Genomic DNA, 14,626 nt, shown 5'->3' on the forward strand with positions numbered 1-14,626 from the left:
GAACGATGACATTCCCCGCGCATGACCGGAACCTGTCGGTTTTCCATCACCCCGTCCTGACGGTGCTGGTGGACGATAGCAAATCGTTTATCGACAGCCTGGCTTTCCAGATGGATGCGTCGCGCGCGGTGGTCAGCTTCACCGATCCGCGCGAAGCCCTGGCATGGATACGCGATGCGTATGCCACGCGGCATCCTGCATTCCTGCCGGTACGCGTCACGCACGATGATCTGACCTTCCTGTCGGAACGTCGCACGGTGCAGCTCGATGTCGACCGCATTCACCGTCAGATCCATGACGTGCACCGCTTTCTGCAGCCGGGCGTGATCGTGGTGGACTACTCAATGCCGCAGATGGACGGGCTCGAATTCTGCCAGGCACTGGAAGACCTGCCCTGCAAGACGATTCTGCTGACCGGCACGGCTGACGAGAATATCGCCGTGCAAGGTTTCAATCACGGGCTGATCGATCGCTACGTCAAAAAGCACGATCCGAACATGGTGGCGCGTCTGAACGAAGAAATCGACGCGCTTCAGCAGCAGTACTTCGCATCGATTTCGCGCACACTGCGCGACCTGTTGACCCGCCATTCGTACTCGTTCCTGTCGGACCCGGTCATGACCGACCGCGTTCGCCAGACCGCTGCGCGCTACGGCTTCGTCGAGTACTACCTGTTCCCGAATCCCGTGGGCATGCTGCTGCTGACCGCGCAGGGCCACGCCACGCTGATGGTGATCGAGACACGTGCCGGGCTGATGAATCAGGTGGAATCGGCGGAAGCCTACGAGGCGCCAGCCGCGCTGATCGAGGGCTTGCGCGAAGGTCGCATCGTGCCGTTCTTCTGGCCCGGCAACGGCATGTACACACCGGCGTGCGCCGATTGGGAACAATACTGCCTGCCGGCCGAGCGCTGCGAAGGCAACGAGGAATATTTCTACGCGCTGTTCGACCTGCCGCGCCACATGCTGCAGGAGCCGGTGGTCAGCCTGCAGAGTTTCCTGTCGGAGTTTTCGCGCAACGCGGAAGCGATGACCGGGCGCAACCGGCACGCATAACCCGTCAGGCTCCGCAATCCCCGACGGGGTTCGCCCTTCCCTCACGACGTGAGAGACGGGCGAAAAACACTAGTCCTTCTTCTGCGCTTCCCGATTCCCGCCTCGCACCATATCGAACCGGAACAGGCGGCATTCGATATTCCCGTTGAACAGCGGCGTACGGCGTGATTCCTTGAGCCGCAGTCGCTTGGGGATGGTCAGGTCCCCGGTGAACACCCAGGCCTGCCAGCCAGCAAAATTCTGCTTCAGCGTGGTGGCGAACGCGCCGGCGAACTGGTTGGCCGCGGCTTCTTCCACTTCATCGCGCGGCGCCTCCTCCATCGCATCACGACGGTGGCCGCGAACGGCGATCCGCTCGCCGTACGGCGGATTCATCATCATCAGTCCAGGCTCCGCGAACGGCGGCTGCACAAAGCGAGCGTCCACCTGCTTCAACTGCACGTCGCCGGGCAGCCCCGCGCGCTGCCAGTTGGCATCAGCCATCGACAGCATGTCCGTGGAAATATCGGAGCCTGCGATCTGCAACTTCGCACTACGGCTGGCCGCCGTCTCGCGCGCGCGTTGCGCATCGGCGCGCAGCGCCTGCCATGCCTTCGTGTCCGCGCCCTTGAGCCATTCGAAGGCAAAGGTGCGGCCCACGCCCGGTGCAATGCCCAGCGCCACCTGCGCCGCTTCCACCAGGAACGTGCCGCTGCCGCACATCGGGTCGAAGAACGGACGATCGGTCTTTCCAGGCGTCCAGCCAGCCAGACGAAGGATGCCCGCGGCGAGGTTTTCCTTGAGCGGTGCCTCGCCCTTCTCCATACGCCAGCCGCGCTTGAACAGCGGCTCGCCCGTGGTATCCAGATACAGCGTGCAATCGGTCTCGGTCAGGTGAGCGTAGATGCGGACATCGGGACTGACCGTGTCGACGCTGGGCCGTGCGCCAAGCCGTTCGCGCATCGCATCGCAGACGCCATCCTTGACGCGCAGCGCGGTGAAATTGAGACTACGCAACTGCGACTTATGGGCGGTGATATCCACGCGCAGCGTCTCGTCGGGCGAGAACCATTGTTCCCACCGCTGCTGGCGCGTCAGCGAATAGATGTCGTCCTCGTGCCGATAGCCGCGCTGCGCCACGCGCAGCAGCACACGGCTGGCAATGCGCGAATGGAGGTTGACCGCGTAGGCCGCGGCCATCTCGCCCGAGAACGTCACGCCCCCCGGCATTTCACGATGCACCTCGAACGGCGCCGCGGCTGCCACGGCCGGATATTGCGCGATCTCGCGCAGCTCCTCGGCAAGCGCCGATTCAAGGCCACGTGGGCAAGGAGCAAAGAAGGCTTGGGTCATGGCAAGTGATTCCTGAAAACAAAAACGTCCGCGGCGGCGGACGGGCAATGCATGGGTCCGGGTTGCCGATCAGCCTGCCGCGAGCGCGCGGTCGAGGAAATCGAGCCGATCCTGGCCCCAGAACGGCTGGCCATCGTGGATGAACCACGGTGCGCCGAACACGTTGGCCGAGATCGCATCCTGCGTATTCTGCGCATAAACCGCCTGCACGGCCTGCGCTTCGCTGGCCTTCAGCAGGCTCGCGCCATCCAGATCATTCTCGTCGGCGATCTGCGCCAGCGTGGCGCCATCGGCGATATTGCGTTGCTCGGCCCAGACGCCACGCGCGATGGCCCCGGTGAGTGCGAGCGCGCGCGCCGTGCCATGCGCGAGCTGCGCCGCGATGATGAGCCTGGCCGCGGCATCGCCCGAAACCGGAAAGTACGTCGGATGCAGGTTCAGCGGGATGTTCAGGTACTGGCTCCAACGCTCAAGTTCCACCAGCCGGTACGCCTGGCGCTGCGGCGGGCGCTGCGCCAGCGGCAGCCCACCCGACACCGAGAACACGCGTCCCAGATCGGCCGGCTTCAGCAGCACCTGTGCCTGGTGGCGATTGGCGATCTCTACAAAGCGCGCGTGGCCCAGGTAGACAAACGGCGACTGGGGAGCCAGAAAATACTCGACCTGCTTGCTCATCACGACCTCATCGAAAGACAGTAAGGATCCGACAGATTAAAACGGCTTTACGACAACCAGAATCACGATGGCCAGCAGCACCAGCACCGGCAGCTCATTGAACCAGCGATAGAACGTGTGCGAGCGCGTATTGGCGCCCCGCTCGAACTTGCGCAGCAGCACGCCGCAGCCGTGGTGATAGCCGATCAGCACCAGCACCAGCGCCAGCTTGGCGTGCATCCACCCTTGCCCCGTGCCGCGCCCGATGCCGTAGCCGAGGTAAAGCCACAGCCCGAACACCACCGCCGGCACCGCCAGGATCGTCATGAAGCGGAACAGCTTGCGCGCCATCAGCAACAGCCGTTGCACGCTGGCCGCTTCGGTTTCCATCGCCAGGTTGACGAAGATACGTGGGAGGTAAAACAGTCCCGCGAACCACGAGATCACGAACAGGATATGAAAAGCCTTGACCCAGAGCATCTGCGTTCTCGCCCTTCCTTTATGTGCGAATCTCGCCGTGGCCGAACACCACGTACTTGACCGAAGTCAGGCCTTCCAGCCCCACCGGTCCGCGTGCGTGCAGCTTGTCGTTCGAAATGCCGATCTCCGCGCCCAGGCCGTACTCGAAGCCATCGGCAAAGCGCGTCGACGCGTTGATCATCACGCTGGCGGAATCCACTTCACGCAGGAACCGCATGCCCTTGGTGTAGTTCTCGGTGATGATCGAATCGGTGTGCGCCGAGCCATAAGTGTTGATATGGGCAATCGCCGCGTCCAGGCCGTCAACGGTACGGATGGCCAGCACCGGCGCCAGGTATTCCAGGCGCCAGTCTTCCTCGGTGGCATCGACCAGATTGCTGAAGCCGGCGGCTTCCAGCGTGGCGCGCGTATCGGCGCAAACGCGCAGCTCGACGCCCTTGTCCTGGTAGATGCGGCACAGGGGCGGCAGCACGGCAGCCGCGATCTGGCGCGATACCAGCAGCGTTTCCATCGTATTGCACGGTGCGTAGCGTTGCGTCTTGGCGTTGTCGCAAACGCGCACAGCCTTATCCAGATCGGCGTCATCGTCCACGTACACGTGGCAGATGCCGTCCAGATGCTTGATCATCGGTACGCGGCCTTCCTCGATCAGGCGAGCAATCAGGCTCTTGCCACCGCGCGGCACGATCACGTCGACGTATTCGGTCATCGTGATCAGGCGGCCCACCGCGGCGCGGTCCGTGGTCTCGATAACCTGCACGGCCTCGGCCGGCAGTCCGGCGCTGGCCAGGCCCTCGGCCACCAGCGCGGCCAGTGCCGTGTTCGATTCGATGGCTTCGGAACCGCCGCGCAGGATCGTGGCATTGCCGGATTTCAGGCAGAGTGCGGCGGCGTCGATCGTCACATTCGGGCGCGACTCGTAGATGATGCCGATCACGCCCAGCGGCACGCGCATCTGTCCCACCTGAATACCGGTGGGACGGAACTTCATGTTGGTGATCTCGCCGATCGGGTCCGCCAGTGCCGCGATCTGCTCCAGGCCGGCGGCCATCGTGTCGATGGCCTTGTCCGACAGCGTCAGGCGGTCGACGAAGGCGGCGTCCTGGCCGTTGGCGCGGGCGCGCTCCACATCGCGGGCGTTGATGGCCTTGAGCTTGTCCGCATCGCGGCGGATGGCCGCGGCAATCGTCAGCAGCGCACGGTTCTTGTCGGCCGTGGAGGCGCGCGCCATAGCGCGCGATGCCGCGCGGGCCTGCTGGCCGACGCGGTTCATGTAAGCGTGGAGATCGAACTCGGTCATGATGGTGTCCGGGCCGTGCCCGGTCTGCTGTGGGTGCCGCGGTGTCGAGGCGCCGGCGCGGCTGCCGGCAGTCTTCTGGTTCGGTCGCTGGTTCCGTCGGGGATGTCAGGCGGGCCGCGCGATCAACAGCGCCAGCTGCAGCAGGCCGTCCCACGGCTCGGCTGGCAGGCTGCCCGCCGCGCCGCCCGCGCCTGGCAGGTCGGACAGGCCCTTGACCTGGCGATCCAGCCGCGCCGCCAGGGCCAGAGCGGCCTCCAGCTGCGGCATCGACAGCCGTTGCGCAGCCTGTGGCACCAGGCGTTCACGCGGGCCCCAGACGCGCAATTCGCGCATCAGCACGCCCGCGGGCTTGCCCGCCGCCAGCCCTTGCCGGACCTTGGATAATACGCGAATTTCCTCGGTCAGCGCCCACAGCACCAGCACCGTGGCCTCGCCCTCGCCGCGCAGCCCTTCGAGCATGCGCGTCAGGCGCGGCACGTCGCCGCCGAGCATCGCTTCGGACAGCTTGAATACGTCATAGCGGGCCACGTTCAGCACCGCATCGTGCACCTGGTCGAAGGTCAGCACGCCGGGCGGGTACAGCAGCCCGAGTTTCTGGATTTCCTGGTGCGCGGCCAGCAGGTTGCCCTCAACCTTGTCCGCGATGAACTGAAGCGAACGCCGGCCCGGCTCGCCCGGCTCCACCCGCTGCTGCTGCAGGGCCAGACGGTCGCCCACCCAGGCCGGCAGGCGCGTGCGGTCCACGGCATCGACCTTGATCGACACACCGGCCGATTCCAGCGCCTGGAACCAGGCAGACTTCGACGATGCGAAATCAAGCCGCGGCAGCGTCACCAGCATCACCACATCGGGCGACGGCTGGGCGGCCACGGCGCGCAAGGCTTCTCCGCCATCCTTGCCGGGCTTGCCCGACGGGACGCGCAGCTCCACGATCTTGCGATCACCGAACAGCGACATCGACTGCTGGGCTTCGGTCAGCTGGCCCCAATGGAAACCGCGCTCGGCCACCAGTACCTCGCGCTCCGTAAAGCCGGACTCGCGCGCGGCACGGCGCAGGCGGTCCACCGCCTCAAGCACCAGCAGGTGCTCGTCGCCGTGCACGACGTAAAGCGGCGCCAGGCCCTTGGCCTGGGCCTGCTTCAGGTGTGCATCGAGTCCGTCGAGCTTGAGTTGCATCCGCGCTTCAATCGCCTCAGATCGTCTTGACGGCCGCCAGCCGGCGAATCAGCTGCTGAACGATGTCCTTCTGCATGTCGCGGTACAGCTGCTGCTCTTCGTAATCCTTGGCCAGCGTATTGGCTTCGTTGTACGTGAGGTCGCGCGTCAGGATCAGTGTCGACGGCGCGATCAGCTCCTTGCCCGAGGCATCGCGCAGGCGGTAGCTGAAACGCTGGGTCAGGCGGTATTCGCGCACCACGCCCTGGGCCGTGATCGAAAGGATCGACTTGGCGCGCGTGTCGGCCAGGACGTCGAGCAGCGCGTCGGCGTCCTTCTGGTCTTCGACGATCACCGTATCCGAGCCGTTGCGGATGTTGCGGCGCAGGTCCGATCCCATCAGCGAATTGACCGGCAAGCCGATATAGAGCCGCTTGAACGCAAAATCGGCATTGCCGCGCATATGAAAGCCGCAACCGGCCAGCAAGCCGGTAGCCGCCATAGCTGCTCCGATGGCGAGAAATCCGCGGCGTCCCATGTCCGGTCGATCCATTGCCGTTTTTCCTGGTTAGAGGTGGGCTCAGAGCACCACGTTGACGAGCCGGCCCGGTACCACCACGATCTTCTTGGGCGCGGCACCGTTGGCGAACTTCGCCACGATCTCGCTGTTGGCGGCCACTGCCTCGATAGCCGCGCGGTCGGCGTCGGCCGGTACCGTCAGGCTGCCGCGAACCTTGCCGTTGATCTGCAGCACGAGATCGATCTCGCTGCGCACCAGCGCGCCCTCGTCCACCTGCGGCCAGGCGGCGTCGAGGATGTCGCCGGCTTCCGCCGCGTATCCGAGTTCGCTCCACAGGCCGTGGGCGATGTGCGGAACCACCGGATACAACGTACGCAGCAGAATGCTGAAGCCCTCGCGGCGCGCGGCCGGCGAGGCGGTCTTGGCGTCTTCCAGCGCGTTCAGCATCTTCATCGTGGCGGACACCACGGTGTTGTACTGGATACGTTCGTAGTCGTAGTTGGCCTGCTTGAGCACCGTGTACAGTTCCCGGCGCAGATCGGCGTCGGCGGCTACCGGCTGCGTGCCAGCACCATCGCGAATCGCCTGGGCGTTGGCGTAGCCGTAGTTCCACACGCGACGCAGGAAGCGCGAAGCGCCTTCCACGCCCGAACCGCTCCACTCGAGCTGCTGCTCCGGCGGCGCGGCAAACATCACGAACAGACGCGCGGTGTCGGCGCCATGCAGGTCGATCAGCGCCTGCGGGTCGATGCCGTTGTTCTTCGACTTCGACATCTTTTCCACACCACCGATCACCACCGGCTGGCCGTCGGCCTTCAGCGTGGCGCCCACGGGGCGGCCGCGCTCATCCGTCTGAACATCGACCTCGGCCGGGTTGTACCAGGTCTTCTTGCCCGATACATCTTCGCGGTAGAACGTCTCGTTCAACACCATGCCCTGCGTGAGCAGGTTCGTGAACGGCTCGCTGAATTTGACCAGGCCCAGGTCACGCATGACCTTGGTCCAGAAACGCGCGTACAGCAGGTGCAGGATTGCGTGCTCGATGCCACCGATGTACTGGTCCATCGGCATCCAGTAGTCGTTGCGGGCATCCACCATCGTGGCGGCGTCCGGGCACGTATAGCGCATGTAGTACCAGCACGAATCGATGAACGTATCCATCGTGTCGGTCTCGCGTCGCGCCGGCTTGCCGCACGACGGGCAGGTGCATTCCAGAAAGCGCGCGTCCTTGTTCAGCGGATTGCCGGTGCCGTCCGGCACCAGGTCTTCCGGCAGCACCACGGGCAGGTCTTTCTCGGGCACCGGCACCACGCCGCAGCTATCGCAATGGATCAGCGGAATCGGCGTGCCCCAGTAACGCTGGCGCGAGATGCCCCAGTCGCGCAGGCGCCACGTCACCTTCTTCTCGCCCAGACCCTTGGCGGCCAGATCGGCGGCGATGGCATCGACAGCCGCCTGGTAGCCCAGTCCGTCGTACTTGCCGCTGTGGATGCAGGTACCGTGCTCCTTGTCGCCGTACCATTCCTGCCAGGCGTCGGTCGAATACGGCTGGCCCTTGACGTCGATGACCTGCTTGATCGGCAGGTTGTACTTCTTCGCAAACGCGAAGTCGCGCTCGTCATGCGACGGCACGCCCATCACGGCGCCATCGCCGTAGCTCATCAGCACGTAGTTGCCGACCCAGACTTCCACCTGCTCGCCGGTCAGCGGGTGCGTGACCTTCAGGCCGGTGGGCATACCCTTCTTTTCCATGGTCGCCATATCGGCTTCCATGACCGAGCCATGCTTGCATTCGTCGATGAATGCGGCCAGCGCCGGATTGTTGGCGGCAGCATGCGTGGCCAGGGAGTGTTCGGCGGCCACGGCGCAGAACGTGACACCCATGATGGTGTCGGCGCGCGTGGTGAACACGAACAGCTTGCCATCGCCCACGAGCTTGCCATCGGCGCCCTGGATCTCGTGCGGGAATGCAAAGCGCACGCCTTCGCTACGGCCGATCCAGTTCTGCTGCATGATCTTGACGCGCTCGGGCCAGCCCAGGCCGTCGAGGTCGCTCAGCAGTTCCTGCGCGTACTCGGTAATGCGCAGGTAGTACATCGGGATTTCGCGCTTTTCGACCACCGCGCCCGAGCGCCAGCCGCGGCCGTCGATCACCTGCTCGTTGGCCAGCACGGTCTGGTCCACGGGGTCCCAGTTCACTGTGCCGGTCTTGCGATAGGCCACGCCCTTTTCCAGCATCTTCAGGAACAGCCACTGGTTCCAGCGGTAGTAGTCCGGGCTGCAGGTGGCAACCTCGCGCGACCAGTCGATCGCCAGACCCATCGACTGCATCTGCTTCTTCATGTAAGCGATGTTGTCGTAGGTCCAGGCGGCCGGCGCCACCTTGTTGTTCAGCGCGGCGTTTTCAGCCGGCATGCCGAACGCATCCCAGCCCATCGGCATCAGCACGTTGCGGCCGTTCATGCGCAGGTAGCGCGCCATCACGTCATTGATGGTGTAGTTGCGCACATGGCCCATGTGCAGCTTGCCCGACGGGTACGGCAGCATCGAGCAGGCGTAGAACTTCTGCTTTTCCTTGCCGTCTGGCCCGACCGCGTGCTCCGACACCTTGTAGGCATCGATGGCTTGCCAGTGCTGCTGGGCGGCTTGTTCAACGGCGGACGGAAGATATTTGTCTTGCATGGTCGGGACGACGGTCTGGGCAACGGTCACGCGCGGCGACTGGCGCGCCGGACGGCCGGGGGGATCGGAAAAGCGAAAGAAGCGATTATAACCGTGGCCGGCCGTGAATCCGGGCCGCCACGGGGCACGCAGGAGCGGAACCGGCCCGCCGTGGCGGGCCGCGATAGATCGGCTTACTTCAGGCCCAGCACGTCCTGCATGTCGAACATGCCGGCAGGCTTGTTCGACAGGAAACGCGCGGCGCGGACGGCACCATCGGCGTAGGACTGGCGGCTGGAAGACTTATGGCTGATTTCGATGCGCTCGCCGATGCCGGCGAACATCACCGTATGGTCGCCGACGATGTCGCCGCCACGCACGGTTGCGAAGCCGATCGAGCTGGCGTCGCGCGGGCCAGTGTGGCCTTCGCGGGCGTACACGGCACAATCGTCGAGATTGCGCCCCAGGGCATTGGCGATCACCTCGCCCATCGTCAGCGCGGTGCCCGAGGGGGCATCGACCTTGTGGCGATGGTGCGCTTCGATGATTTCGATGTCATAGCCGGTCGAGAGCAGCTTGGCCGCCACCTCCAGCAGCTTGAACGTGGCGTTGACGCCAACGCTGAAGTTCGACGCGAACACGACGCCGATCGACTTGGCGGCATCCACCAGCGCCTGCTTGCCGGCCGCATCGAATCCCGTGGTACCGACCACGATCTTCTTGCCCAGGCGCCGCGCTGCTTCCAGGTGGACCAGCGTGCCTTCGGGGCGCGTGAAATCGATCAGACAATCGGCGGCGCTCATCACTGCCTCGATATCGGACGTGATCTCGATGCCTGTGGCGCGGCCCAGAAACAAACCGGCGTCCTGCCCCAGCGCGGGCGATGACGAATGTTCCAGCGCCCCCGCGAGCGTGACGCCGTCAGTGTTCAGAACGGTTTCGATCAGCATGCGGCCCATACGGCCGGATGCCCCTGCGATGGCGATTTTCATGTTTGGTATCGGGAGACTGCTGCCCGGCATCGGCTGCCGGGCGCGGGGGTGCGAGGGGAAGCAGGATCGGCCTTCGCCGATTGCCTGAAGCAGATCAGCTAGCCGGTTTATCCTGGGCGGTGTTCGTGGCGGGCTGGGCCGCGGGCTCCGATGCGGCCGGCACGCTGACGGCACTATCGGTCGCCGGCGCGGCAGGAGCAGCCTGCGCCGCAGAGGCGCCCGTCGGCTCGGACGGCTTGGCGCTCGACGACACAACACCGATCTTCTGGTTTCTTTGCGCCGCCTTCATGCCGTCAATTTCAGCAATCAACTCGTATTCCGACGGCAATTCATCGCCCTGCCACTTCGTCAGCGTGTCGCCGTCAAAGAACACCGTGAACTTGCGCGACTGCACCACTGGCGTGCTGCCGCGGCGGAATGAGAAGTAATAGTCCCAGCGATTGGCGTGGAACACGTCCTGCAGCAGCGGCGTGCCCAGCAGGAAGCGCACCTGATCGCGCGTCATGCCTTCGCGCAATTGCGAGGCCGCCTCGCGCGACACAAAGTTGCCTTGAACGATATTGATGCGATATGGCGTGATGGCCTCAGCCACCTTGCGCGACGTGCTGTCGTAGGCCGAGCAGGCGCCAGCCAGCAGCGCGGCAGCCAGCAGGGATGACACCAGCGCCGGGCGCATGGCGGACGAACGGAATGAACGCATGTATCTCGCTTCCAGACGGGAATGGTTCTGTGCCGGAACCGACGCACCGCTGAGAAGCGGCGGCGTCCGGCACGGCCAGGCGCATCGCGGGCACGTCGCCTTGCGGGCGGCGTCCGGGCGCCAGGGCACCGGGGCGACATTTGTCGCCAAAACCCTTATGATTCAACTATCCAGACATTGTACTCTAGGGAGTCACGCCCATGCCGAGTCCGGCGGACCTCAAAAATATCGGCCTCAAGGCGACCGTCCCCCGCCTGAAGATTCTCGAAATCTTCCAGACCAGCGAACAGCGCCACCTCAGCGCGGAAGACGTCTACCGAATCCTGCTTAATGAGCATATGGATATCGGCCTCGCCACGGTCTATCGTGTCCTGACCCAGTTCGAACAGGCGGGCCTGCTGTCCCGCAACAATTTCGAATCGGGCAAGGCCATCTTTGAACTGAACGAAGGCAAGCACCACGATCACCTGGTGTGCCTGGACTGCGGTCGCGTCGAGGAATTCTTCGATGGCGACATCGAGCAGCGCCAGCAAAGCATTGCGCGCGAGCGTGGCTTTGCACTGCAGGAACATGCGTTGTCGCTTTACGGCAACTGCACCAAGAACGACTGTCCCCACAGACCCAAACGATAAGCCGCCGGGCTGGCCTCAGGTCAGCCTCGAGCAGGCAGGCAAAAAGAAAAACCGGCGCTGATGCGCCGGTTTTTTTTGATCTTTATCGCCTGTTGACGGCTTATTCCTGCGGAAGGTCGTCCTCGGCCGCTTCGGTCACCATGCGCAGGTTGCGTGCGATGGACGCCGGCGGCAGTCCTACGAACTCTCCAACCACCTGACGAAAAAGATTGCGGGCCCAGACCAGCATCGGGTGCGTGTTGCGGCTACGGTGCCAGAACATGTTCAGGCCCAGCGTGGTGTTCAGCTCGGCCGGCAGCGGATATGCCTTGAGACCGTACGTTTCGCACGCCATGTCCTTGGTCAGCGCATTGACCGTGAAGATCATGTCGGTCTGAGCAGCCAGTTCCGCCTGGGCGCGCCACGAATGAACCGTCAGCGTGGCGTTGCGCTTGAGGCCGCGTTGCTGCAATGCGTAATCCAGCGGAATCAGCGCCGGGGCCGGTCGGCCCGCACCACCGGAATGCGCCATGAAGATATGGCTGCAATCGAGGTACTGTTCCAGCGTGCAATCGTCCTTGAGTACCGGGTGGCTCTTGCGCGCGCAAACCCAGAGGTTCAGCGACGTCACCATTTCCTCGACGATTTCCGGATGGCGCGTCGGGAACGGTGAAAACGCCAGGTCCAGCTCATTGGCGCGCATCGACGCCACGTCGCTTTCCCACGAATGCGATTCCACCAGCCGGATATGAAGATCCGGGGCCAGTTGCTTGATGCGCAGGATGAAACGGTTGAAGACGGTATCGCCAAGTTCGGCGGCAAAGCCGATACTCAGCGTGCCGGTGGCGATCGCTGGATCGAAATTGTCGGCATCGCCTTCGTTGATCGACGACCAGAGATCGAGCATGTCCCGGATTTTCGGACCAAGCTCAAGCGCACGAGGCGTCGGCGTCAGACCGTGGGGGACACGGATGAAAAGAGGATCATCGAAGATTTCGCGCAGGCGGCCAAGCGAATGCGAGACGGCTGGCGCCGTCATATGCATCTTTTCCGCCACATAAGTGGCGTTCCGCTTGCTCAGCAGCTCGGTGAAAATCACCAGCAGCTTGGTATCCACGTTCACCATGATCAGGCCCGGTTGTTATGTCTAGCGCTTCGATGGCCCCACCACTTTCACTGGCTGCACATCAGATATCAACAGATTCTTCCGAGTGTAAGAGAAAAAATCGGCAGGGAAAAGCAAATTCAGCATTTCTCGCACTAAGCGAATTGGTAATTGGCGGACTTTTGACGATTTTGAGACAGATAATGTCAAAAGACGGCGCCCATGCACGTGCAAACCTCGCTATATTGACCCGGCAGGGCCTGATCCTGCCTTGCGCCCACGCATATTCGTAGGATTTTCTGGACCTGGACCATGACTATTCCCCGCCTCGAAGTTGACCTCGCCAAAGCCTATCGGCTGCTCAACCACGGTCCTACAGTCCTGGTCAGTGCCGCTCACGGCGGGAAACGCAACATCATGGCCGCCGCCTGGGCCATGCCTCTGGATTTTGCGCCGCCGAAGGTCGCCGTAGTGCTCGACAAGGCAACCTGGACGCGCCAATTGCTGGAAGCCAGTGGCGAATTCGCCCTGCAGGTGCCAACCGTCAGCCAGGTCGACCTCACCCAGGCACTCGGTTCCAGCTCGGGGCTGACCATGCTGGAACAGCAAGGCGTCGACAAATTCGCCGCCTTCGGCCTTCAGACATTTTCCGGCAGCGTGATCGGCGCACCCTTGCTGGAGGGCTGTGCCGCCTGGCTCGAATGCCGGCTGCTGCCCGAGCCAGCTATCCAGGCTGGCTACGACCTGTTCCTGGGCGAAGTGGTTGCCGCCCATGCCGATAGCCGCGTGTTCAGTGAAGGCCGCTGGCACTTTACCGGCCATGACAGCCTGCGCACCATCCACCATGTGGCTGGAGGCCACTTCCTGGTGGATGGCGAAGCCGTGGATGCGAAACCGCTGACGCCGTGAGCCGCCCTCCCCCCGACGACGGACATAAAAAAACGCGCCCGAAGGCGCGTTTTTCATGAGGCGATTGCCAATTACTTGGCCACGACGCGCGCCATTTCCAGGCACTTGTTCGAGTAACCCCATTCGTTGTCGTACCAGCTCACGACCTTGATGAACGTGCCGTCCAGTGCAATACCGGCTTCGGCGTCGAAAATCGAGGTGCGGGCATCGCCGCGGAAGTCCGTGGCAACAACCTTGTCTTCGGTGTAGCCCAGCACGCCCTTCAGCGCGCCCTGGCTCTGGGCCTTCATCTCGGCGCAGATTTCCTCGTACTTTGCCGGGTTTTCCAGCTCGACGGTCAGGTCGACCACCGACACGTCCGAGGTCGGCACGCGGAACGACATGCCGGTCAGCTTCTTGTTCAGCTGCGGGATCACCACGCCCACGGCCTTGGCGGCGCCGGTCGACGACGGGATGATGTTTTCCAGGATGCCGCGGCCACCGCGCCAGTCCTTGTTCGACGGGCCGTCAACAGTCTTCTGCGTGGCCGTGGCGGCGTGCACGGTCGTCATCAGACCGCGCTTGATGCCCCACTTGTCGTTCAGGACCTTGGCCACCGGGGCCAGGCAGTTCGTGGTGCAGCTGGCGTTCGAGATGATCGCTTCGCCCTTGTACGTCTCGTGGTTCACGCCGTACACGAACATCGGCGTGTCGTCCTTCGACGGCGCCGACATGATCACCTTCTTGGCGCCAGCGTCGATGTGCTTCTGCGCGCCTTCCTTGGTCAGGAAAATGCCGGTCGATTCGATCACGACGTCGGCGCCGACTTCGCCCCACTTCAGCTCTGCCGGGTCCTTGACGGCCGTCAGGCGGATCTTCTTGCCGTTCACCACCAGCGTGTTGCCGTCCACCGACACTTCGCCGTCGAAGCGGCCATGAACCGAGTCGTACTTCAGCATGTAAGCCAGGTAGTCCGGCTCCAGCAGGTCATTGATGGCAACGACTTCAATGTCCTTGAAGTTCGCGGCGGCAGCGCGGAACACCATGCGTCCGATACGGCCAAAGCCGTTGATGCCGATCTTGATGGTCATGTCTATCTCCTAGAGTGCAATCGATAAAGCCGGTAGCTCGCGCCGGTTGCCGGCGCGTCGCACCGGCTGACCGCGCGGGCGG

The 14,626-nt window shown here is 63.7% G+C and carries 14 protein-coding genes; 3 read left to right on the forward strand and 11 right to left on the reverse strand.

Translation table 11 applies throughout. The annotated features are described in order from the left end of the window. Positions 1 to 5 precede the first annotated feature (5 nt). Positions 6 to 1,055, forward strand: a complete 1,050-nt coding sequence (locus tag AC3FLX_RS24500; protein WP_488699913.1) for a response regulator — start codon at positions 6 to 8, stop codon at positions 1,053 to 1,055. A gap of 69 nt (positions 1,056 to 1,124) precedes the next feature. Here the strand turns inward: AC3FLX_RS24500 and AC3FLX_RS24505 are convergent, their stop codons facing one another. The 9 genes from AC3FLX_RS24505 to AC3FLX_RS24545 form a co-directional block, all read right to left on the reverse strand. Next, positions 1,125 to 2,387, reverse strand: a complete 1,263-nt coding sequence (locus tag AC3FLX_RS24505) for a THUMP domain-containing class I SAM-dependent RNA methyltransferase (RefSeq protein ID WP_488699914.1) — start codon at positions 2,385 to 2,387, stop codon at positions 1,125 to 1,127. Between the two features lie 69 nt (positions 2,388 to 2,456). Then, the gene (locus AC3FLX_RS24510; RefSeq protein WP_488699915.1) at positions 2,457 to 3,062 is read right to left on the reverse strand and encodes a 2-hydroxychromene-2-carboxylate isomerase; all 606 of its coding nucleotides are present in this window, start codon (positions 3,060 to 3,062) and stop codon (positions 2,457 to 2,459) included. Positions 3,063 to 3,098: 36 nt separating this feature from the next. Further along, the gene (locus tag AC3FLX_RS24515) at positions 3,099 to 3,521 is read right to left on the reverse strand and encodes a CopD family protein (protein WP_488699916.1); all 423 of its coding nucleotides are present in this window, start codon (positions 3,519 to 3,521) and stop codon (positions 3,099 to 3,101) included. A 19-nt stretch (positions 3,522 to 3,540) separates the two neighbouring features. Further along, positions 3,541 to 4,821, reverse strand: a complete 1,281-nt coding sequence (locus AC3FLX_RS24520; protein ID WP_488699917.1) for a glutamate-5-semialdehyde dehydrogenase — start codon at positions 4,819 to 4,821, stop codon at positions 3,541 to 3,543. A gap of 105 nt (positions 4,822 to 4,926) precedes the next feature. Next, a complete protein-coding gene (gene holA / locus AC3FLX_RS24525; protein WP_488699918.1) occupies positions 4,927 to 5,997 on the reverse strand; it encodes a DNA polymerase III subunit delta in 1,071 nt (356 codons plus the stop codon). Between the two features lie 16 nt (positions 5,998 to 6,013). Beyond that, positions 6,014 to 6,529: an LPS-assembly lipoprotein LptE gene (locus AC3FLX_RS24530; RefSeq protein WP_488699919.1), complete on the reverse strand. Its 516-nt coding sequence runs from the start codon at positions 6,527 to 6,529 to the stop codon at positions 6,014 to 6,016. 27 nt (positions 6,530 to 6,556) lie between these two features. Continuing rightward, entirely contained in the window at positions 6,557 to 9,178 is a 2,622-nt protein-coding gene (leuS, locus tag AC3FLX_RS24535; RefSeq protein WP_488700045.1) for a leucine--tRNA ligase, read from the reverse strand. Positions 9,179 to 9,351: 173 nt separating this feature from the next. Beyond that, positions 9,352 to 10,149 (reverse strand): 4-hydroxy-tetrahydrodipicolinate reductase, encoded by a 798-nt coding sequence (gene dapB / locus AC3FLX_RS24540; protein WP_488699920.1) that lies wholly within the window; start codon positions 10,147 to 10,149, stop codon positions 9,352 to 9,354. 94 nt (positions 10,150 to 10,243) lie between these two features. Further along, on the reverse strand, positions 10,244 to 10,849 hold the full coding sequence (locus tag AC3FLX_RS24545) for an outer membrane protein assembly factor BamE (RefSeq protein ID WP_488699921.1): 606 nt from the start codon (positions 10,847 to 10,849) through the stop codon (positions 10,244 to 10,246). Between the two features lie 200 nt (positions 10,850 to 11,049). Here AC3FLX_RS24545 and fur point away from each other — a divergent pair, with 200 nt between their 5' ends. Then, positions 11,050 to 11,481: a ferric iron uptake transcriptional regulator gene (fur, locus tag AC3FLX_RS24550; protein ID WP_066732268.1), complete on the forward strand. Its 432-nt coding sequence runs from the start codon at positions 11,050 to 11,052 to the stop codon at positions 11,479 to 11,481. Between the two features lie 100 nt (positions 11,482 to 11,581). Here the strand turns inward: fur and AC3FLX_RS24555 are convergent, their stop codons facing one another. Then, positions 11,582 to 12,586: a LysR family transcriptional regulator gene (locus tag AC3FLX_RS24555; protein ID WP_488699922.1), complete on the reverse strand. Its 1,005-nt coding sequence runs from the start codon at positions 12,584 to 12,586 to the stop codon at positions 11,582 to 11,584. A 291-nt stretch (positions 12,587 to 12,877) separates the two neighbouring features. Between AC3FLX_RS24555 and AC3FLX_RS24560 the strand changes: the two genes are divergently transcribed. Next, positions 12,878 to 13,474 carry a flavin reductase family protein gene (locus tag AC3FLX_RS24560; protein ID WP_488699923.1) on the forward strand — a complete coding sequence of 199 codons (597 nt, stop codon included), beginning with the start codon at positions 12,878 to 12,880 and terminating at the stop codon, positions 13,472 to 13,474. A gap of 71 nt (positions 13,475 to 13,545) precedes the next feature. Here AC3FLX_RS24560 and gap read toward each other — a convergent pair whose 3' ends face one another. Continuing rightward, a complete protein-coding gene (gap, locus tag AC3FLX_RS24565) occupies positions 13,546 to 14,544 on the reverse strand; it encodes a type I glyceraldehyde-3-phosphate dehydrogenase (RefSeq protein WP_488699924.1) in 999 nt (332 codons plus the stop codon). Positions 14,545 to 14,626 lie beyond the last annotated feature (82 nt).

Source organism: Cupriavidus sp. 291-E7 (assembly GCF_057798835.1).

What these genes read in the sequence shown, in the direction of transcription:
- AC3FLX_RS24500 (WP_488699913.1), top strand. Translation starts at nt 6, where the DNA reads ATGACATTCCCCGCGCATGACCGGAACCTGTCGGTTTTCCATCACCCC.
- AC3FLX_RS24505 (WP_488699914.1), bottom strand. Translation starts at nt 2,387, where the DNA reads ATGACCCAAGCCTTCTTTGCTCCTTGCCCACGTGGCCTTGAATCGGCG.
- AC3FLX_RS24510 (WP_488699915.1), bottom strand. Translation starts at nt 3,062, where the DNA reads ATGAGCAAGCAGGTCGAGTATTTTCTGGCTCCCCAGTCGCCGTTTGTC.
- AC3FLX_RS24515 (WP_488699916.1), bottom strand. Translation starts at nt 3,521, where the DNA reads ATGCTCTGGGTCAAGGCTTTTCATATCCTGTTCGTGATCTCGTGGTTC.
- AC3FLX_RS24520 (WP_488699917.1), bottom strand. Translation starts at nt 4,821, where the DNA reads ATGACCGAGTTCGATCTCCACGCTTACATGAACCGCGTCGGCCAGCAG.
- holA (WP_488699918.1), bottom strand. Translation starts at nt 5,997, where the DNA reads ATGCAACTCAAGCTCGACGGACTCGATGCACACCTGAAGCAGGCCCAG.
- AC3FLX_RS24530 (WP_488699919.1), bottom strand. Translation starts at nt 6,529, where the DNA reads ATGGATCGACCGGACATGGGACGCCGCGGATTTCTCGCCATCGGAGCA.
- leuS (WP_488700045.1), bottom strand. Translation starts at nt 9,178, where the DNA reads ATGCAAGACAAATATCTTCCGTCCGCCGTTGAACAAGCCGCCCAGCAG.
- dapB (WP_488699920.1), bottom strand. Translation starts at nt 10,149, where the DNA reads ATGAAAATCGCCATCGCAGGGGCATCCGGCCGTATGGGCCGCATGCTG.
- AC3FLX_RS24545 (WP_488699921.1), bottom strand. Translation starts at nt 10,849, where the DNA reads ATGCGTTCATTCCGTTCGTCCGCCATGCGCCCGGCGCTGGTGTCATCC.
- fur (WP_066732268.1), top strand. Translation starts at nt 11,050, where the DNA reads ATGCCGAGTCCGGCGGACCTCAAAAATATCGGCCTCAAGGCGACCGTC.
- AC3FLX_RS24555 (WP_488699922.1), bottom strand. Translation starts at nt 12,586, where the DNA reads ATGGTGAACGTGGATACCAAGCTGCTGGTGATTTTCACCGAGCTGCTG.
- AC3FLX_RS24560 (WP_488699923.1), top strand. Translation starts at nt 12,878, where the DNA reads ATGACTATTCCCCGCCTCGAAGTTGACCTCGCCAAAGCCTATCGGCTG.
- gap (WP_488699924.1), bottom strand. Translation starts at nt 14,544, where the DNA reads ATGACCATCAAGATCGGCATCAACGGCTTTGGCCGTATCGGACGCATG.